Annotated in this window: 23 protein-coding genes; 7 read left to right on the top strand and 16 right to left on the bottom strand. The window is 40.6% G+C overall.

Features of this window, described 5'->3' with window-relative positions:
• Positions 1-190: 190 nt before the first annotated feature.
• From xerD to QNH20_RS17730, 6 genes are all read right to left on the bottom strand, one after another.
• Entirely contained in the window at positions 191-1084 is an 894-nt protein-coding gene (xerD, locus tag QNH20_RS17705; RefSeq protein ID WP_283919294.1) for a site-specific tyrosine recombinase XerD, read from the bottom strand.
• 5 nt (positions 1085-1089) lie between these two features.
• On the bottom strand, positions 1090-1317 hold the full coding sequence (locus tag QNH20_RS17710; protein WP_283919295.1) for a YqzK family protein: 228 nt from the start codon (positions 1315-1317) through the stop codon (positions 1090-1092).
• A 164-nt stretch (positions 1318-1481) separates the two neighbouring features.
• Complete coding sequence (fur, locus tag QNH20_RS17715; protein WP_283919296.1) at positions 1482-1946, bottom strand: ferric iron uptake transcriptional regulator; 465 nt, start codon at positions 1944-1946, stop codon at positions 1482-1484.
• Positions 1947-2054: 108 nt separating this feature from the next.
• Complete coding sequence (gene spoIIM / locus QNH20_RS17720) at positions 2055-2702, bottom strand: stage II sporulation protein M (RefSeq protein WP_283919297.1); 648 nt, start codon at positions 2700-2702, stop codon at positions 2055-2057.
• A gap of 172 nt (positions 2703-2874) precedes the next feature.
• Positions 2875-4041, bottom strand: a complete 1167-nt coding sequence (locus QNH20_RS17725) for an endonuclease Q family protein (protein ID WP_283919298.1) — start codon at positions 4039-4041, stop codon at positions 2875-2877.
• Positions 4038-4592 carry an NUDIX hydrolase gene (locus tag QNH20_RS17730; RefSeq protein ID WP_283919299.1) on the bottom strand — a complete coding sequence of 185 codons (555 nt, stop codon included), beginning with the start codon at positions 4590-4592 and terminating at the stop codon, positions 4038-4040. The genes QNH20_RS17725 and QNH20_RS17730 overlap by 4 nt, the downstream gene beginning before the upstream one ends.
• A gap of 72 nt (positions 4593-4664) precedes the next feature.
• Here QNH20_RS17730 and mciZ point away from each other — a divergent pair, with 72 nt between their 5' ends.
• Positions 4665-4796, top strand: a complete 132-nt coding sequence (gene mciZ / locus QNH20_RS17735; RefSeq protein WP_283919300.1) for a Z-ring formation inhibitor MciZ — start codon at positions 4665-4667, stop codon at positions 4794-4796.
• 65 nt (positions 4797-4861) lie between these two features.
• A complete protein-coding gene (locus QNH20_RS17740) occupies positions 4862-5773 on the top strand; it encodes an aldo/keto reductase (RefSeq protein ID WP_283919301.1) in 912 nt (303 codons plus the stop codon).
• A gap of 37 nt (positions 5774-5810) precedes the next feature.
• On the opposite strand, the gene QNH20_RS17745 is transcribed toward QNH20_RS17740, so the two are convergent.
• The 4 genes from QNH20_RS17745 to QNH20_RS17760 all read right to left on the bottom strand — a co-directional run bounded on the left by QNH20_RS17745 (position 5811) and on the right by QNH20_RS17760 (position 8765).
• Entirely contained in the window at positions 5811-6065 is a 255-nt protein-coding gene (locus QNH20_RS17745; RefSeq protein ID WP_283919302.1) for a YqkE family protein, read from the bottom strand.
• A 103-nt stretch (positions 6066-6168) separates the two neighbouring features.
• Positions 6169-6837: a CoA transferase subunit B gene (locus QNH20_RS17750; RefSeq protein ID WP_283919303.1), complete on the bottom strand. Its 669-nt coding sequence runs from the start codon at positions 6835-6837 to the stop codon at positions 6169-6171.
• A 22-nt stretch (positions 6838-6859) separates the two neighbouring features.
• Complete coding sequence (locus QNH20_RS17755; RefSeq protein ID WP_283919304.1) at positions 6860-7549, bottom strand: CoA transferase subunit A; 690 nt, start codon at positions 7547-7549, stop codon at positions 6860-6862.
• A 28-nt stretch (positions 7550-7577) separates the two neighbouring features.
• Positions 7578-8765 carry an acetyl-CoA C-acetyltransferase gene (locus tag QNH20_RS17760; RefSeq protein WP_283919305.1) on the bottom strand — a complete coding sequence of 396 codons (1188 nt, stop codon included), beginning with the start codon at positions 8763-8765 and terminating at the stop codon, positions 7578-7580.
• Between the two features lie 238 nt (positions 8766-9003).
• Here QNH20_RS17760 and QNH20_RS17765 point away from each other — a divergent pair, with 238 nt between their 5' ends.
• From QNH20_RS17765 to QNH20_RS17775, 3 genes are all read left to right on the top strand, one after another.
• The gene (locus QNH20_RS17765) at positions 9004-9909 is read left to right on the top strand and encodes a hydroxymethylglutaryl-CoA lyase (protein ID WP_283919306.1); all 906 of its coding nucleotides are present in this window, start codon (positions 9004-9006) and stop codon (positions 9907-9909) included.
• A gap of 81 nt (positions 9910-9990) precedes the next feature.
• Entirely contained in the window at positions 9991-10131 is a 141-nt protein-coding gene (locus QNH20_RS17770; protein ID WP_283919307.1) for a hypothetical protein, read from the top strand.
• 134 nt (positions 10132-10265) lie between these two features.
• Positions 10266-11186 (top strand): alpha/beta hydrolase, encoded by a 921-nt coding sequence (locus tag QNH20_RS17775; RefSeq protein WP_283919308.1) that lies wholly within the window; start codon positions 10266-10268, stop codon positions 11184-11186.
• 99 nt (positions 11187-11285) lie between these two features.
• On the opposite strand, the gene QNH20_RS17780 is transcribed toward QNH20_RS17775, so the two are convergent.
• On the bottom strand, positions 11286-11618 hold the full coding sequence (locus QNH20_RS17780) for an iron-sulfur cluster biosynthesis family protein (protein ID WP_283919309.1): 333 nt from the start codon (positions 11616-11618) through the stop codon (positions 11286-11288).
• 150 nt (positions 11619-11768) lie between these two features.
• Between QNH20_RS17780 and QNH20_RS17785 the strand changes: the two genes are divergently transcribed.
• Positions 11769-11975 (top strand): CDGSH iron-sulfur domain-containing protein, encoded by a 207-nt coding sequence (locus tag QNH20_RS17785; protein ID WP_283919310.1) that lies wholly within the window; start codon positions 11769-11771, stop codon positions 11973-11975.
• Positions 11976-12228: 253 nt separating this feature from the next.
• Here the strand turns inward: QNH20_RS17785 and QNH20_RS17790 are convergent, their stop codons facing one another.
• On the bottom strand, positions 12229-12564 hold the full coding sequence (locus QNH20_RS17790; RefSeq protein ID WP_283919311.1) for a YolD-like family protein: 336 nt from the start codon (positions 12562-12564) through the stop codon (positions 12229-12231).
• A 14-nt stretch (positions 12565-12578) separates the two neighbouring features.
• Positions 12579-13838 (bottom strand): Y-family DNA polymerase, encoded by a 1260-nt coding sequence (locus QNH20_RS17795; protein WP_283919312.1) that lies wholly within the window; start codon positions 13836-13838, stop codon positions 12579-12581.
• Between the two features lie 159 nt (positions 13839-13997).
• Here QNH20_RS17795 and QNH20_RS17800 point away from each other — a divergent pair, with 159 nt between their 5' ends.
• A complete protein-coding gene (locus tag QNH20_RS17800; protein WP_283919313.1) occupies positions 13998-14189 on the top strand; it encodes a YqzH family protein in 192 nt (63 codons plus the stop codon).
• Positions 14190-14331: 142 nt separating this feature from the next.
• Here the strand turns inward: QNH20_RS17800 and QNH20_RS17805 are convergent, their stop codons facing one another.
• The 3 genes from QNH20_RS17805 to QNH20_RS17815 form a co-directional block, all read right to left on the bottom strand.
• Complete coding sequence (locus tag QNH20_RS17805; RefSeq protein WP_283919314.1) at positions 14332-17520, bottom strand: DEAD/DEAH box helicase; 3189 nt, start codon at positions 17518-17520, stop codon at positions 14332-14334.
• 180 nt (positions 17521-17700) lie between these two features.
• A complete protein-coding gene (locus QNH20_RS17810) occupies positions 17701-18498 on the bottom strand; it encodes an SDR family NAD(P)-dependent oxidoreductase (protein ID WP_283919315.1) in 798 nt (265 codons plus the stop codon).
• 32 nt (positions 18499-18530) lie between these two features.
• Positions 18531-19493: an MBL fold metallo-hydrolase gene (locus tag QNH20_RS17815; RefSeq protein ID WP_283919316.1), complete on the bottom strand. Its 963-nt coding sequence runs from the start codon at positions 19491-19493 to the stop codon at positions 18531-18533.
• Positions 19494-19580 lie beyond the last annotated feature (87 nt).

The following is a 19580-nucleotide window of genomic DNA, read 5'->3' on the forward strand; positions in this document are numbered from 1 at the left end:
CTCCTTTTTACCTAGAAAACGTTTGCAAATAATATGTTACCCTTAGTAAATTAGGATTATGAAATCCAAATTCAAACCCATTCGTCAGAAGTCTGACATCTATATTGTACTAAATGTCTACGAAAATACAAGAAAAAACCGCCAAAATTTTATGGCAGTTCTTTGACATTTTTCTGAAACTATCATTCTATCAAGCACGCGGATGAAATTTACTATATACATCTTTTAGCCTTGTTTTCGTAACGTTTGTATATATTTGTGTAGTTGAAATATCTGCATGCCCTAACATCTCTTGGACCGCCCTTAAGTCCGCACCATTTTCCAATAAATGGGTAGCGAAAGAATGGCGAAGGGTATGGGGGGTAAGCTCTTTATCTATACCAGCTTCTTTAGCTAATTTTTTTAATATTTTCCAAAACCCTTGTCTTGTTAACCGATGACCTTGATGGTTTAAAAACAAGGCGTCATCACGATGTTTCCCTGTAGTAAAATGAGGTCTGCCATAATCTAAATAATGCTTGATTGCTTCCGATGCAGTCTTCCCAATTGGAATAATTCGCTCTTTATTTCCACTTCCATTACAACGAACGAATCCCATAGTTAGATGAATATTTTCAATATCTAGTCCAATTAGCTCACTAACACGGATACCCGTAGCGTAGAGGAGCTCCAGCATTGCCTTGTCCCTTTTACCAAAGTGGTCAGAAAGGTTTGGTGCATCTAACAAAATCTCTACTTCCTGTAAACTTAATACCTTAGGCATCGCTCTTTCCAGCTTAGGTGTTTCAATAAGAACAGATGGATCTTGGTCTGTTGCCTTTTTCCGTAATAAAAATTGATGAAATGCTCTTACTGAAGCAATATGTCTTGCCAATGTTTTTGCTGATTTCCCTTGATCCTTTAAAAAACTTAAAAAATGGATGATATGCACACGCTGAACATCATTTAAAGATTGGATGGATTCTACATTTTTTAAATAATGAAGATAGCTTTTTAAATCACGCTCATATGAAACAATTGTATTCTTTGCCAGCCCTTTTTCAATTATCAAGTAATCCATAAAATCTTTTAATTGATCTTCCATCACATTTACTCCCCACTTAAATAGAACAGCATCAGCCGATCTAACCAGGAAGAACTTTCTTCATTTACTGCGTTCGATACCTTAAGCGCAGCTCCTTCCGGTTCATCATAGCGATGATAATTTTGGTATTCTTCAGATACCCACATGATACCATAATAAAAGAGAATAGTGCACCCTGTGAATATGATAAAAACCTTTAAGGTTTTCAATGCTATTTTAATAATAGAAATCATCTTACTTCCCCCATTTTACGATTATCTAGTAAAAGGTATGCCATAATATACAAGTTTTATACCTAGTAATCGGATATAGAAGGAATATATTAATAATAATCACCCACGTCAATCATTGGATAGAAATGAAAAAAGCCCTTTTGATGAAAAGGACCTTATGTTTTTTATTCAGCTTTTTCTTCTTCTTTTCCTTTATCCTGGCAGCGGTAACAGATTCCATGAAATGTAAGGCGATGGTCTTTTATTTTAAAATTCCATCTGCGCTCTACAACTGCTTCCACATCTTCAAGTAAATCTTCTTGAATTTCATCAACGGCACCACATTCAATACAAACAAGATGATGGTGAAAATGGGCAGCACCTTCTTGGCGAAGATCGTAACGAGAAACACCATCACCAAAATTAATTTTATCAACGATTTTTAATTCCGTTAACAATTCTAACGTTCGATAAACAGTTGCTAATCCAATCTCAGGCGATTTTTCTTTTACGAGGAGGTACACATCTTCTGCACTTAAATGATCCTCTTCATTTTCCAGCAAAACTCGAACGGTTGCTTCACGCTGAGGTGTTAATTTATAGCTTGCTGAATGCAACTGTTTCTTAATTCTTTCAATTCTTGTTTCCATCCTGAAGGCCCTCCCTCGCCACTGTTAATTCTCATTATAACAGATGACAAAAGAGATTCAAAATAAAATTATTATAAACAAGAATTTATATTATTTATTACTTAATAATTATCTTAAACTAGTAGAACTAATGATAGTTTTCATTAACCAAGGTGATAAATAAGCCTCAATACCTGATGCGGCGGAAATAAAAATCACCGCTGCTAGTATGGCAAAAATATATCTTTTGAAAAAAGGCATAATGGGTTGTGCATATTTTTTCATAAACTGCCTTTTTATCATTCGCATTGAGAAGATCACTGATAATGCGGCCATCATAATAAACACAGGAATGATAATCAAGTTTTGCGGCAGTATTGAAACTAAGGCTAACATAAAACCTTTCCAGCCCATTTGACTGACAAGAAAGCCAACTGTAAACCCGACAACCATTCCCTTAATAAATAATAGAATGAGAATGACAGGCAGGCCGATAATCGATATTCCCAGGATCCACATGAGGCCTATAAACTTACTATTGTGGAAAAAACTTTGTAAAAATAAATCGTTGTCTTCTGCCACTTTACCGTCAGAGACTTGGCCAAAAAATTGTGATAAATAGTAGAATAAATCTTCCTTCTGCGTAATGCTCATGCTATTAACCACTATCGCTCCAAAGATTACCCCCATTAAAAATAAAACGATAATAAATAAAAAAATCGAGGAATGCTCACGGAAATAACTAGCGGCATCGGACTGGTACAATCGTTTTTTCATCTGCTTTTTCCTCCTATTTTTCTCCATTCAGTTATTACATTCTATGCCAGACTAGTTTTTCTATGACTAAATTATAGTAGATTTCAGATTAAGAAATAATAAGAGATTTACAAAAAATGGATTAATAAAGTAAAATACCCGACAGCCTGGGCTATCGGGTAAGATTTATAAGTTATTGATCAGCGATTTTTCCGTATTTTCCGCCCCCACCGGCTGCTAGGTTGACTTTACCTTCTCTCGCTTTCATAATAAGGTCAGCAATTTTCTCTGGAACAACTTCCTTTAATGCCTCAAATGGCACTTCGTGGAGAATCGCCATTTCACTGCCAAAATGATTGACAAGTTTTTCTAGTAATTTTGGCCCTAAACCGGGGATGAACTCGAGCGGCACTTGATGAACATAGGGCGGTCTTCCTTCTGGACTTGTCTCTGCAGTCTTCAGTTCAAGAATTCGGTCAGCTACCCCTTTAATGATTTTTTTATTACCGCAAAGAGTACATATTTGGTCATCATCGGTTGCCGGATTTAAACATTCTGCACAAACCGTTTTGTGATATTTACCCAGCAGCGGATCAAGTCCATAGTTGGCAATGATTTTTCGGCCATCTATCCCTTTTAAAGCTTTATGCAATTCTAGAAACGTCGGTTCCTTCATTGCTATCACCTGATATTCACGGGCAATTTTTGCAAGCGAGTGAGCATCCGAATTTGTTACAAACGTATAGTTGTGTAACTCTCCTAATTGATCCGCCATATTTGTATCGGAGCTTAATCCCAATTCAATCCCATCAATCATATCTGGGTCTAACACCTCTGTTAGGGACTTACTAACTCCTTTGCCATATAAACTTTTAAACGGTGTGAACACGTGGGCGGGGATAAAAATACCACCTAAATCCTTTACCTTTTTTTGCAAATCAAGACCAGTACTGTAAATCCTTTGTGAGCTTAATTGAATATTCTTCAAATGACCCGACAGCCACGAGGAGAACTCTCGCATCACGAAAAGATTCGGAAAGTAACAAAGCAGGTGGATCGGGCCGTTACATTGTTCATCGTAAATCTCCAATTCCGACCCAGGGATAACGGTCAAATCACCAAAAACCAACCCTCCTTCTGGATGTTCAACGATTTCTCCACTTTCGATCAGGCTTTCTATTTCGAGAATCACTTCAGGAGAATGGCTGTCAATGATTCCAACCATATTGAGCCCTTTTTCATGCCGGGCATGTTCAATAATATTCGTAAACGTCAGTGATTTGGCCCCAGTGATTTTTACTGGCTTTCCTGTCCATGTTCGTCCAATGTGAATATGTAAATCTACATAGTAGTGATTCATTTATTTTTCAACGCCTCTTGTAATTGTAAGTATTGAACGGCAAAAATGGTTTTCGCGTCATAAATCTTTTGTTCCTTTACATATTGATCAACCTCTTCAAGGGTTAATTCCTCAAGATTAACAAACTCGTCTTCGTCAAGGTCAGCGGCATTTTCTTTTTTCGTCAATCCTTTTGCTAAAAATACATGGATGATTTCATCGGCAAATCCAGGGGAGGTGTAAAACGATGTGAGTAATTCAAGGTGTTCACATTCATAGCCTGTTTCTTCCTCTAGTTCTCTGCGTGCGCAAACAGCTGGCTCTTCCCCTTTTTCCAGCTTACCCGCAGGGATCTCAACTATCGTTCTTTCCAGAGCTTTGCGGTATTGTTCGACCATTACCACTTTGTCGTCATTGGTAATGGCCAAAATAGCGACAGCCCCTGGATGTTTAATAATTTCTCGTTTCGCTTGTTTACCGTTTGGCAGCTCAACATCCTGTAAATGAAGACTGATTACTTTTCCTGAAAAAATTTCTTCGCTTTGGAGCGTTTTTTCCTCAAGTTTGGTCATAACTGTCTCTCCTGTTCTTTCCAATTATATTTCGTCATACATTTTACCATACTTTAATTGGAGGGATATGGGATGAAGGTAGTAGTTCATGAAAAGGGCATCATCCTTGTGGGTAAAGGATGGGAAATACTGCAAAAACTGAAGGAGTATAACAAGGAATATGTTTCTGTGTCTGATTGGGTTCAAAATGTAACACAAAAATAAGACCTACTGTTTGAAAGTCTTCCCCTAACTTTAATAAAATTGTAGAAAAAGGACGGGGTGATTTTTTGAGAAAAAGAAGACTGGGTAATTCAGATTTATACGTAACCGAGTTAGGACTTGGCTGTATGTCTATTGGTACTGAAGAAAATGCTGCACGACGAATCATTGAAGCAGCCCTTGAAGAAGGTATCAATTATTTTGATACGGCCGATTTATATGATTTTGGTGAAAATGAAAAAATAGTCGGGCAAGCTTTAAAGGATGTCCGGGAACAGGTCATTATTGCAACAAAGGTCGGCAACCGTTGGCATTCCGATCATTCCAGCTGGACATGGGACCCATCGAAGGCATACATAAAGGAAGAAGTGAAAAAAAGCTTAAAACGGCTTGAGACTGACTATATTGACCTTTATCAATTACATGGTGGTACGATTGAAGATCCGATTGATGACACAATCGAAGCGTTTGAAGAATTAAAGGCAGAAGGTTTTATTCGTTATTATGGTATTTCGTCGATTCGACCGAATGTGATTAAGAAATATGTGGAGAAATCTAATATCGTGTCAGTGATGATGCAATATAGCATTCTAGACCGACGCCCTGAGGAAGAAGTATTACCACTTTTTCATGAACATGGTATTAGCGTTGTTACCCGTGGTCCGCTTGCCAAGGGTCTATTAAGTGATAAGCTGTTAGAAAAAGTTTCTGAAAAGGGCTACCTGGATTACAATTATGATGAGTTACGTGCGATTTTACCCTTGTTAAAAGGAAAGGTAGCTGCATCCCGTTCGTTTACAGAAGTGGCTCTTCAGTATAATCTTGCAAACCCTGCAGTGGCATCCGTTGTTGCCGGTGCAAGCAGCCCGGAACAGATTAGGAGTAATGCCAATGCTGTCAGAAGCCAGCCGTTATCCAGTGAAGAGGTAGCTGTAATTAAAGAGATAGCGAAGGCAAGTATTTATAAAGAACATCGTTAAAAAAGGAGAGCCTTAGCTCTCCTTTTCTATTTAAACATTATTTAAATTCTTTCCAATTCATCCCGCTCTCGTTTAATAGTTCTTCAAACGATTTGTTTTTTTCCTTTAATCTGCGTTCTTCTCTCTTTCGCGCTTCTTCCGCTTCTTTTCTTCTCTCTTCCTCAGCTTTTAGCTTATCCTGCTGCTCTTTTAATTGTTTCATTAAGTTTGGATCAATCAAATCTTTAAGCGTTACCGCTGTATCTTCCTTTTTTAGTTTAGATTGATTATTTTGTCTCTTTTGTTTTTTCATTCTAAACTCCTCCATTATCAAAATCACATTACTATTATACCATTTCACTTAATCGTCATTACATTAAAAAGGCAGACTGTCCTTGTTCAGTCTGCCTTCACTATTAAAAAGCTTCTAATTTAACGTTCTCATCCACATACAATGCTGCTTCTGTTGAATTTACGACGTCCTCAACTGTATATCCACTGGCCACTTCCACAAGGGTTAATCCAGAATCAGTAACATCCATGACCGCGCGCTCGGTGATAATCCGATTTACTACCCCTTTTCCCGTCAAGGGCAAAGTACATTGTTTTAATATTTTTGATTCACCTTTTTTATTTACATGCTCCATAATGACAATAATTTTCTGAGCTCCATGGACAAGATCCATCGCTCCGCCCATCCCTTTTATCATCTTTCCCGGAATCATCCAATTTGCCAGGTCTCCGGCTTCGGATACCTCCATCCCACCGAGAATAGCCAAATTGACATGTCCTCCACGAATCATCGCAAACGATTCAGCACTGTCGAAATAGGCTGCACCGCTTATCGCTGTCACCGTTTCCTTCCCGGCATTTATTAAATCAGGATCGACCTCATCTTTATAAGGATACGGACCGATACCAAGGAGGCCATTTTCCGATTGCAGGACAACTTGCTTATTTTCAGTTATATAGTTGGCAACGAGGGTTGGCATACCGATCCCTAGATTTACATAAAAGCTGTTCTCTATTTCTTTTTCTGCTCTAATTGCAATTCTTTCTCTAACAGAGGCCTTATCATTTGCCATAGATTTTTCTCCTTCCCCCACTCTAATTTTTTACGGTTAATCTCTCAATTCGTTTTTCCTGCGTTCCTTCGATAATTGCCTGAACATAAATGCTCGGGGTATGAATAAAATTAGCATCCAAGGCACCGATTTCATAAAGTGTTTCCACTTCCGCAATCGTTACTTTTCCTGCGGCAGCAATCATCGGATTGAAGTTTCGCGCTGTTTTGTGATAAACGAGATTTCCCATTTTGTCGCCTTTCCATGCTCTTACCAAACTAAAATCGGCCGTCAGCGCTTCTTCTAAAAGATACTCTCGTCCATTAAAAATTTTTGTTTCTTTTCCTTCGGCAATCGGTGTTCCTACCCCTGCAGGCGTATAAAATGCGGGAATACCCGCTCCCCCTGCCCGAATTTTTTCAGCTAATGTGCCTTGTGGTGTCAATTCTACTTCGAGTTCTCCTGTTAAAACCTGTCTCTCAAACTCTTTATTTTCACCTACATACGAGCCAATCATTTTTTTGATTTGTTTATTATTTAATAGGAGCCCTAATCCCCACTCATCAATTCCACAGTTATTGGAAATAACCGTTAAATCCTTCACTCCTTTTTCTGCTAATGCTAAAATCAAATTTTCTGGAATCCCACACAAACCAAATCCTCCGACCATTAATGTTGCACCATCTTGAATATCAGCAACTGCATCCTGGAAGGATGTACAAATTTTTTTCATTTTTGCTCTCTCCCTCAAATTAAAGGTTTTATGCTAGCTCAACAATCGTGGCGACCCCTTGACCCCCGCCAATACAAAGTGTAGCCAATCCTGTGAGTACATTTCTTCGCTTCATTTCATGAATTAAGGTTACTAGAATTCTTGCGCCGCTAGCCCCGATTGGATGGCCTAGCGCGATGGCTCCGCCATTTACGTTTAGGATTTTTTTATTAAAATGAAGCTCACGGTCTACCGCCAGCGATTGTGCAGCGAAAGCCTCATTAGCTTCAATTAAGTTAATGTCCTCCATTGAAACAGATGCCTTTTCCAGTGCCTTTCTCACCGCCGGAACCGGCCCAATTCCCATGATGCTAGGGTCTACACCAGCACTGGCATTTGCTTTAATTGCTACTAATGGCTTTAGCCCTAACTCATCTGCTTTTTTCTTGCTCATCACCACGACAGCTGCAGCACCATCGTTAATTCCTGACGCATTTCCTGCCGTTACAGTACCATCCTTTTTAAAGGCAGGACGCAATCCAGCTAACTTTTCTACTGTAGTACCTTTTTTCGGATATTCGTCCGTATCAAAGATGATCGGCTCTCCTTTACGCTGCGGAATCACAACTGGAACTATTTCATCTTTAAATTTCCCCGCTTCAATTGCCTTAACCGCCTTCTCCTGACTCCATGCCGAAAATTCATCCTGCTCTTCTCTTGAAATTGAATATTTATTTGCAAGATTTTCAGCGGTAATCCCCATATGATAGTCGTTAAAAACACATGTTAGTCCGTCTGAAGTTAGCGTGTCGACTAATTTTTGGTCACCCATTTTAAAACCGTCCCGGGCATTTTTCAACAAGTATGGTGCCTGGCTCATATTTTCCATCCCGCCAGCCACAACGACCTCGGCATCTCCTACTAAAATGGCTTGTGTTGCGAGATGCACAGCCTTTAAGCCGGAACCACAAACTTTATTAATCGTCATCGAGGAAACGCTTTCATGAATCCCCGCTTTAATAGCTGCCTGTCTTGCAGGGTTTTGTCCAAGCCCTGCTTGTAGAACATTTCCCATAATCACTTCATCGACTTGATCTGGCATTACCCCGGCCTGATCAAGCGCTCCTTTGATCACTGCCCCGCCTAATTCAGGTGCAGATACATTTTTTAAGCTGCCGCTAAAATTTCCAAGTGCAGTTCGAACGGCACTGACAATAACTACCTCTATTTGGCTCATTCGTCTCTCCCCTTCTACCATTTTTAGCCGATAGGAAAGTATAACTTTTCCTATCTGGCATAAGTGCGACTCCCCTTCTGTCTTCGCCCTTCCGGACTCGCCAATCGGCGAGTCTTCTTTACCTCTACTACTTCTAGTTAAAATTAAAAATTCCTCTAATTTTGTCAAAATTTCATTTTTTCTTGATTTTTCGAATTTAACCCCACTACAATGAAACTATGAACATTGGAGGGAGAAAATGATGCTTACTTTACCTAAAAAAGTGACGATTATCGAGGTTGGTCCGCGTGATGGGCTGCAAAATGAGAAGTTATTTGTACCGACTGAGATAAAAAAACAATTTATCGCTGGTTTAAGAACCGCCGGGCTGCAGGAAATGGAGTTGACTTCTTTCGTTTCACCAAAATGGGTTCCGCAAATGGGGGATGCTGCAGAAATTGTGGCTGACTGCCTTGATAAGGATGCAAGAGACATTGTCTTAGCCCCAAACCGTAAAGGGATTGACAGGGTCTATTCCACTAATTGTAAAGCCATAGCCGTGTTTGTTGGAGTTAGTAACAGCTTTAATCTAAAAAATATTAACAAGACAACACAGGACAGTATGGCGGAACTGAAGCCGATTATCCACGAACTTAAAGAAAAAAATTTTTTTGTCCGTGCCTGCATTTCAACTGCGTTTTATTGCCCCTATGAGGGGAGAATCGATGAAAGTGATACATTAGCGCTTTGCCGCGAATTTGTCGAAGCAGGTGTTGATGAATTAAGCGTGGCCGATACGATCGGAATGGCGGCACCAAATGAAGCCTATTCTTTATTTTCCAAATTAAATAAGGAATTTACTGGAACGCTTTTAACGGCCCATTTTCATGACACACGCAAGCTTGCCCTTGCAAATATTTTGGCTTCCCTTCAGGCTGGAATCGACCGGTTTGATACTTCTGCCGGTGGACTTGGCGGCTGTCCATTTGCGCCCGGTGCCAGCGGAAATGCCGCTACCGAGGATGTTGTTTACATGCTTGAACGGATGGGTATTGATACCGGAGTCGATCTTAATTTGCTAATGGAGGCTATCGAAATCGTCCGCCCTCATCTTTCACGGCAGATCGAAACCGGCTATTATCGGCTTCATGTCCAAACAGTTTAAATTAAATTTTTCATGAATAATCAGTCTTTTAGTAATCCATCTTATTAAGTGAGACTATCACCAGGAAGGGAGACTAAAACTATGAGCCAGAAACGTAAAAAAGGAAACAGTCAAAGTGGGAAAAACTATGCCGACACAGCAGGTGGAGGCAAGCGGATGATTGCAGCTGAGGAACTCGAAAAGGCACTCCACCCAACGAAACGACAAAACGCAGAGCAATAATAATCTCAAACACCTAAAGCCGCTTTTTGGTGTCAGCGGCTTTTTTTGTGTTAAAATAAAGTCTGCCAATTTATGGGCTGAGAGAACTTGTTTTACATATGGTATATAAAATACTACTTCGGGAGGTGCCACTTTTGAAGAAGGCATTTCGAGCCCTGTTTGTTTTGTTATTTTTCTGGTTATTGCTTGCTTTGTACTTTACTAACCGTCTCATGTATATGAAAAAGAAGGATGAGGAATTGATTTTAAAGCGGGAAAAGAACGCTGGCAGGTACAATCCCGATGAATTTGAGTCACTGCCACAGCGCGATGTTAATATTCCTTCACCATTTGGTTATATGATAAAAGCCGTTCTTGTGGAGCCGCATAAGACTAACCGCTATATCATTATTTCTCATGGGGTGACGGAAACGAAAATTAATTCGATTAAATATGCGAATCTTTTCTTAGAGCGCGGGTTTAATGCCTTGATTTATGACCATCGCCGCCACGGGGAATCTGGCGGAAAAACGACCAGCTTCGGTCACTATGAAAAATTCGATTTAAAAACAGTCGTTGACTGGCTCAAAAAAGAACAAGGCCCTGAACTGAAACTGGGAATACACGGTGAATCGATGGGGGCAGCTACAATGCTGTTATATGCAGGTCTCCTTGAGGACGGTGCAGATTTTTATATTGCCGATTGTCCATTTTCTGATTTTAAGGAACAGCTTGCTTATCTGATAAAAAAAGACTTCAAGCTCATTCCTGGGCTGTTACTTCCGGTTGGAGATGCCCTTTTACGCCTGCGGGACAAATATTCGATTCGAAATGTCTCACCGATTTCGGTCATTGAAAATATCAAACATCCAGTCCTTTTTATCCATAGTCGGAAAGATGATTTTATTTTGCCTTCGATGTCGAAGGATTTATTTGAACAAAAAAAGGGTCCAAAAATGCTTTATATTGCCGAAAATGGCCGGCATGCCCAGTCATTTAACGAAAATCGTGCCGATTATGAACAGGTTATTGATGAATTTTTACAGAAGTATGTTGATCATGCTTTACTAAGCTAAAGAAAACTCGCCGATTGGCGAAGACAGAGGCGTAGTTGCACTTATGCCTGATAGGAAAGTATACTTTCCTATCGGCTAAAAACAGACTGTCCATTAGGATCAGTCTATTTTTTTTTTGATGATGAGGCTCATGTGTCCATTTAACATTTGCTGAGGACTTATTAATTGAAAACAATTTGTTACTTCGGAAAAATCGATCTTCATTTGCTCATCAAAGAAAATGATTTTTGATTTTTCTAGATAGACTGTTCTGTCATTTGTTTCAATAGAGATATCGTTATCATCCAGCTCAGGAACAAACCACAAGGCCACTATCCCGTTTACGGCGCAGCCACAGCCATCGGTATCGTATTTTAGTTTTAGATAGCCTTCTCGGCCATCGGTTCTCGCATTTATTTTTTTAGTTGCCGCTTCTGTAATGATTATTTCCATGTTTAAAGCCCCCCTCAATCGGCATATGATGATTCTATCACATTTTTTTGGGGCCGCTTATTTTTTATGCTTATAGCCTTTTGTTTGCATTTTCCTCTTATACCAGTTAATCTCAAAGTTAATACCAACATTTTAAAAGGGGTGCTTTTTATGTCAAAGGTTCAAATTAAAGTAAATGATAATGGTTCACTTCGAATTACCGGTGATGTTGAACTGCTCGATGGTGAAGGCAATGTATACACAACTAAACCATCCTTTTCTCTTTGCCGTTGCGGTTTGTCAAAAAATAAACCGTTTTGTGATGGCTCACATAAAGGGAATTTTGAATCCCAAGTTCGCGTTCTAAAAGAGGATTAAATACAGTAGAGCGGCTTTTCGATTGGGAGCCGCTCTTTTTTAAAAGATAAGACAGTATAAATTTCGACTTTGAGAAATGGCCAGCTCCAGCGCCTAGGGGCTCGGGGTCATAAGCCAATCCGTCAAGAAGGCTAAAAAGCAGCCTTCTCGCCGGCTCTTCTTATGCCTGTCGCCCCTGAGCACTAAGGAAAGCTCCTTAGAATAATCCTCGCAGGAACAAGCTATGCTTGTTCCGAAGGCGCTTGCGCTTTTCTTATAAATTGGTCATCCTAATGTCAGTAATTGCATCAATTTGAATCCGATGTACCTCATCAAAGCGGTCTACAACATGAAGCTTTTGTGCTAGTTCATCCCAGTAATGAATTTTACCAATCACGATTTCATAGTTTCGATTCCGATAATGGGTAATCGTGACGAACTGATCGAACTCAATTGCCTCAGATAAGGTCTCGTTCATGAGTTCCAGCTGCTGCTCATCCATTTCTTTTTTCTGTTCGTATCCATCTTCTTTTACCCAATCCCTGAGCAGTTTTACATGCTCAGGAAGCATCATTGACGTCCATTTGATTCTCCCGCGATCACGAATCATATGTTCTTACCTCCCTACCTTTTGTGCCCGCCAACAAGTGTTGCCCGGTGCTTAGCGGTTCCTGCAGCTGTATAAGAAACAGCTCGCAGCAGGGAATCTGAGCCGAAGCGCTTACGGACAGAGTCCACTACATAACCAAGCTCCCGCCTCTTATAAGCACCCATATCAAAAAGATCGAGCTGAAGCTCGCGGTCGTCGACAATATTACTGATTGCAATCGAAATCTGCCGCACCGTCTTTCCAGTGTAATGCTCATGAAATAATTCAAGGCAGACGCGGTAAAGTTCCATCGTCACATTGGTTGGATGCTGGATCGTTCTGGAACGGTGAAAGCCGCCGCCAAATTCATCTTGACTATAGCCGACTCCAAGACTAATCGTTCTTCCCGCCTTACGATGCGTCCGTGCTCTTCGGGTGACTTCTTCACACATTTCTAAAATAACAGCCTTAATTTCTGTTTCCTCTTTATAGTCCCTTAAAAGAATTTGGCTTTTTCCAAAGCTAATCTGCCCTTGAATGATTGGTGCCCCTAAATCGGAAAGGTCAACTCCCCAAGCATGATAATAAAGCTGGTTTCCCATAATGCCGAATTTCTTTTCCAGCTTTTCTAAATCATAACGAGCCAACTGACCGACCGTGAAAATGCCCATGCTATTTAATGTTTTTTCGACACGTCTGCCAATTCCCCACATTTCCCGGAGTGGTGACACATTCCAAAGCTTTGTTTGAACATCTCCATACGTCCACTCGGCCACTCCTTTTTTCTTAGCATCAAGATCGAGGCAAAGCTTCGAAAGTAACATATTGGGGCCAATTCCAACTGAACATGGCAGCTGAAACTCCCGTTCAATGTCATCCCTTATTTTTTGGGCAATGGTATGGGCATCGCCCCACAAATGAAAGGCCCCATCCACTTTAATAAAGCTCTCATCGACACTGTATGTGTGAATCGCTTCCTTCGGCACATAGCGGTTAAAAACACGGGAAATCTCTGTAGAAATACGCAAATACGTCGCCATTTTCGGCTCCTCTATTCGAATACGCGGATCTTCGGGAATCTCAAACAATCGGGAGCCCGTTTTAATGCCAAATTCTTTTTTTAGCCGCGGTGAAGCGGCAAGAACAACACTTCCCTGCCGCTCCTTGTTACCAGCCACTGCTAAATAGCAATTCAAAGGGTCAATTCCGAGTATGACAGCGGCACAGCTTGCATAGAAGCTCTTCATATCCACGCATAAAATTTTATTTTTCGGTAACGCGCTGTAATCGACCATGACTTTTCCCCCATAGTTAAATTATCGAACGTTAGTTCTTTATTATTATATTCACATTTTATGCGAATATACGTTCGTATTCAATAGGAATTTTTTTACAGGATTATAATCTGGTGATTGGCTAAAAAAACGGTATAATAGTTTTTGAGGTGCATCCCTATGGAGAAAAAGCTGGTTAACAAAATGATCATAAACTGTTTTAAACAGTATTATGAGGCTGATTCAACGCCTCTTGGCGATAAGGATTTGGAGGAGCTGACAAATCGAATTTTTCGAATAAAAGAAGAAGAACCAACTGCAGATTTATTTGAGGTAGTAAATGATGCAGTCTATGAGTTTTTAACAAATTGAATCATTAAAACCCAGAAAAGTGCCCCTATGAAGGGTTCATGATAACAGTTTTCTAGAGGTTCCCGAGAATCCCATTATAAAAAACTCATGAGGACAAAATGGTAATAAAACCAAAATTCTGTCCTCATGAGTAATTTTATTTTTAAGATAATATTTCTCGAATATCCTCTTCAGTTAAAGCAGAGGTCCCCCTCTCCTCAGAATAAATGATCTCTTCAATCAAATGTCTCTTTTTATCCTGCAATTCGCTGATTTTCTCTTCAATGGTACCGCGGGAAATAAGCTTGATAACTTGGACGACGTTTTTCTGGCCGATACGGTGCGCCCGGTCAGCGGCCTGCTCCTCAACCGCAGGATTCCACCAGATGTCGTACAAGATAACCGTATCCGCTCCCGTCAAATTAAGACCTGTTCCTCCAGCCTTCAACGAGATTAAGAAGAAATCACGTTCCCCCTCATTAAAACGCTGGCAGAGTTCCAATCGTTTTTCAGACGGGGTCCCGCCATTCAGGTAGAAAAAAGGAAGTCCCTTCAACGCTAAATTTCTCCCAATCAGCTCAAGCATTTTCGTAAACTGCGAGAAAATTAGCACTTTTCGTCCAGAAAGCCTTGATTCCTCTATAATTCTCAGCAACATTTCAAATTTTGCGGAACTGCCTTGATATCCTTCCACAAATAATGACGGATGACAACAAATCTGCCGCAATCGCGTTAAACCAGCAAGGATTTTTATCCGGTTCTTCCGAATCGTCTCCTTATCAAGACGCTTCAGCGTATCTTCCCGGAGCTTCGCTAAATATGCAGCATACAGTTTCTTTTGCTCCGGAAGCATCTCTGTTGATTCGATGAACTCCAATTTTTCCGGAAGCTCGGAAGCCACATCCTCCTTCATTCTGCGGAGCAAAAAAGGCCGGACTCTTCGCGCGATTTTCTTTCTTGTTAGATTGCTGTATTCTTTTAATCCCTTAAATAATTCAGGAAACACTATGTGAAAAATAGACCACAGTTCTTCCGGCGAATTCTCCACCGGTGTACCCGTAAGCGCAAAACGATAATCGGCCAAAAGTCTCTTTACCGCCCGTGCAGTTTGGGTCACTGGGTTTTTAAAGGCTTGGGCCTCATCAAAAAATATCGAATGAAAAGTTTGTTTCTCATACCATTTGATATCCCGCCGCAACAATGGATAGGAGGTAATAATCACATCCATTTCCAGGACCTCCTTGTGGACACGATACCGTTCTACCCGATTACCATCCACAACAACAGCCTGAATTTCCGGGGAAAATTTCATCAGTTCGCTTAGCCAGTTATACGATAAAGAGGAAGGACAGACAATCAGAGCCGGCTGCTTCTTTTCGCGAATATCGGATAGCTCAGATAGAATAAAGGTAATACTTTGCAATGTTTTACCAAGTCCCATATCATCGGCAAGAATGCCTCCAAACCCGTAGTGGGCCAGTGACTTCATCCATTGGTAACCGCGTTTTTGATAGTCACGCAATACTGGATCCAGACTTACTGGCACCTTGAACATCAAATTCTCGGGATTACGAAGAGTTTCAAGGAATTGACGGAATGAGTCCTCCACTATGAAAACTTCGCTGTCATCAACAGAATCTAGCAGTGGAAGCCCCTGCATGATTGATACGGCGAACCCGTTTTCTAGATTTTTATTCTCTACCGAAATCCCATTTAGGAAACGTTGAATTTCTTCAAACTCCCTTGTCTCCAATGAGAGGAACGATCCGTTCCGCAGACGATAATATTTTCGTTTTTCCTCAAGAGCCATTAAAACCTCTTTGATTTGCTGTTCCGGGATTCCAGTCAATTCAAACTTAAATTCCAGCCAATTCGTCCGTTCCTTTTTCAGCCTCACCCTCAATGCCGGAGGGGTATTTCCTCGAAAAATCCGATTACGTACCGCAGTCGTTGCATATATTTGCACCAGCTTTTGAAGCTTAGGAACAACATGGTAAAGAAATTCATATTCTAATTCCTCATTATGCAAAAAATAACCGCCATCCGTTTTGGTAAACGAACTTTCTTCGATCAACTGCAGAATTTCGTTCTCCTTCTCTTCATCCCTGATCAACCTAGAGTCAGCTATATAACTCCGGTCCTCTAAAGGATTGATAAAAATATTTTCATAATGAAACTCCAGACCGGCAAGCAGACGGTTTTTCACCCGATCCAAGTAAAGTTTAGCAATCAGCGGTGTTTTCATAAATTCTCTTGCAAGAGCACTAGATAATTGGACATGACCCAATTTTTTTAAACCCGGAATTACTTTGTCGAAAAAGTGCTGGATTTGCCCTTGAGAAATAAAAATTTGGTTCGTTCCTGAGGTATCCAGCATTTGTTTAAGATCAGCCAAGCGCTGGCAGTCCTCGGTTTTCATTTTGATTATTTTTCCTGCTGATAAAACAGACCCATATAATTCTAAAATAACCATACGAGATAACCCTTTTACCTTTAAACAATAGCTTTTGCCCTCAGCTTCAGTAAAATCAAACTGTAAAGGGGGCAGCTCATCCGTTATGGTTAAACCGTCAAATATATGACCATCAAACTCTAGTTTCACCAATGGAGCCTTGGTTAGCAAAGCTTGCAGCTGTTTCCAAGAAGATGGAGGAATCAGCAGCTGTTCCATACTGGTATAATCAAATGTGTCCGGCAGCGTGCTCTGATCATCTTGAACTACCTGAATGAGATGTTGAATCACAGTATCAGCCTCTTTTTGGAAGCAGTGAAGGCTTGGATTGTACAGCAATGAACTTGAATGACCATGTTTCACGGCCTCTAGAAAACGCCTGATATTTTCTACTTTCATTTGTCCTATGAACAGCTCAATTCCGATCATACAGGATCCTGTTCCAATCATGACAGGTTTACAGATAAACTCCACGTCAATTACTTTCCTGTTTTCAAAATAAAGCTGATGCCCGCTTGACCGTTTTGCCTGATTATTAAAGATGTTCAGCAAACCTACGGCCAGGTTCGACTCGTCGGTTATAGTGTCTGTGTAGAAACCCAGCGGCGTGGTCCCCTTGCGTTGATAGTCATCAATTGCTAACAAAACCGCAGCTATATGCTGACAATCTTTTTGAAATGAAGCAAGCTGAGGACAACTGCACTTGGATCGAAAGCCATCATGACCTTTCCTTTCAATGACCACATGGAAATCCTCTGTACCCGATACTGTTGCTTCACATAGGTCGGAATCATAATGCTCGAATGTTACTTTATTTGCACGGTAAAAAGCCTCCCCTCTTTTGAAGGAGACAGTCCCGCACAATTCTTTAATCATTTTTTGATTTAATCTGATATTCAAATAACTGACTCCTTTCCGAGGTCACAATCTACCGTGAAGAATAAATTTTACCCAGGGCGGACGTTATAAATCTTCCACCCATTCATACCACTTTTTTTGGATTAACCCATTATACCATTTTTAATAGAATAATCTGGCATTCCCATACAAAAAGCTGCCTTGACCAGGCAGCTTTTCCATCTACTTAGAATTAAGTGCTCGTTTACCAATCAGTTCAAATAGCCGTGGAAAAAGAACGTAAACAACACTCCCCATGCTCATCCAGCGCGGCAGATTAATCTCCCTGGTTTTAGTCAGCATGCAATCTACGACCTTACGGGCGACAAATTCAGGCTGAAGCATGAACCGCTGTACATTTTTTACATAAGTGCCTTGTTCATCAGCAATGGTAAAAAAGTTGGTAGCAATTGGACCAGGGTTCACTGATGTCACTTGCACATTATAATCAGCAAGTTCCATTCTTAATGAATTCGTGTAACCAAGAACGGCATGCTTCGTAGCAGAATAAACACTTGATTTTGGCGTCGCAATTTTCCCCGCCTGTGAAGCAATATTAATAATATGACCAAAACGCCGGGTACGCATCTTTGGCAAGACCATGCTAGTACAAGCCATCAGTCCTACCACATTCACTTCAAACATCCCTTTAATTTCATCGATCGAAGCTTCATGAGCCTCACGAAAAACCCCAAAACCGGCATTATTCACCAGGATATCAATATCCCCGATTGTTTCAAATATTTGCCGAAATACTGCCTGCACCTGATCTGTGTTTGACACATCGAGCTGGAAAACATCTACTTTCACCTGATGCTTTTGCTGCAGTTCGGTTTGCAGCTGTTCGAGCTTATCGAGACTTCGGGCCAACAGAACAAGATTTGCACCACTTGCCGCACAAAGCTTGGCGATTTCTGCGCCGATTCCACTGGATGCACCAGTAATTACAATATTTTTAGCTATTAGTTGTTCCCTAACCATTTTAACACCTCATCAGAATTGATCCCATTCAACTAAAGCTTAGCTTGATAGAAAACGGGCTGACTATTACTACTTCTAATTTCACCGATTGAGGCTAAATAGTCAAGCTGGCCAACTGTTTCTGAGATTGTTAACATCGGCTCTCGCTTATAGACCGATGGAAAAAGACGTTGGCAAATTTCAAATACAGTAAGCTGCTCATCTTTAAGCCAGTTATAGACCGTCATCGCCCGTTCATGCTGGCGCAAAAGTCTTCTTTCAATTAGTTCCTCCAATTGATAAACCTCCTCGCCATGCCCCGTGTAAACACATTGAATCGGATAAGCCAACAGCTTCCTCATCGAGTTGTTATGCTGCACCTGAGGCTTTGGTCTTTCTTTTTCACCAGGTACAGGGGGCTCAAGCAATGGATTCGGTGATATATGAGAGAGAATGAGGTCGCCGCCAATTAAGATTCCATCCTTTTCCCGGAAAAGCACGATATGACTTTGGGCATGACCAGGTGTTTCAATTACTTGCCAGTCACTCAACCCAGGAGGTCTCATCCCTTCAACAAGTTGTCCAGTCAAAGAGCGCTTACACGAGGACTTCAGTGTTTTTATTAACTTAGAAAGTAATGGGATATATTCCGCAGGGAGTCCGAACTCCCGAAAATTCACTTTGAAAAATTCTCCTTGTTCTTGGATAAATTCTTCTGTTGGATGAATCCATCGTTCATTTAGTAGATGACCATATACCTCTACCGAGTCTGGAAAAAAGTCGAGCATCCCCACGTGGTCGGGATGATGATGAGTAAGTACCACCTGTTCAATATCGTCAGGAGTTAAATTTAATTCGGCCAGCTGCTCAGTGAGTGAATTCCAGCATTCTTCCGTTTTCACTCCTGCATCAACAAGAGTTAACCGCTCCCCTTTAATCAAATAGGTGTTTACATTACCAACTTCAAAAGGCGTTGGCAAAGTAATCTTGGCAATTCCATCTTTCCATTCTGTCATATCAAAAACTCCTTATTATAGCGATATATATAATCCAAGTAAACATTGACTTATAAATTAAAGTGTAGCGATTTTCCCCTTAATTGT

This window comes from Neobacillus sp. WH10 (genome assembly GCF_030123405.1).
GTDB lineage: Bacteria > Bacillota > Bacilli > Bacillales > Cytobacillaceae > Neobacillus.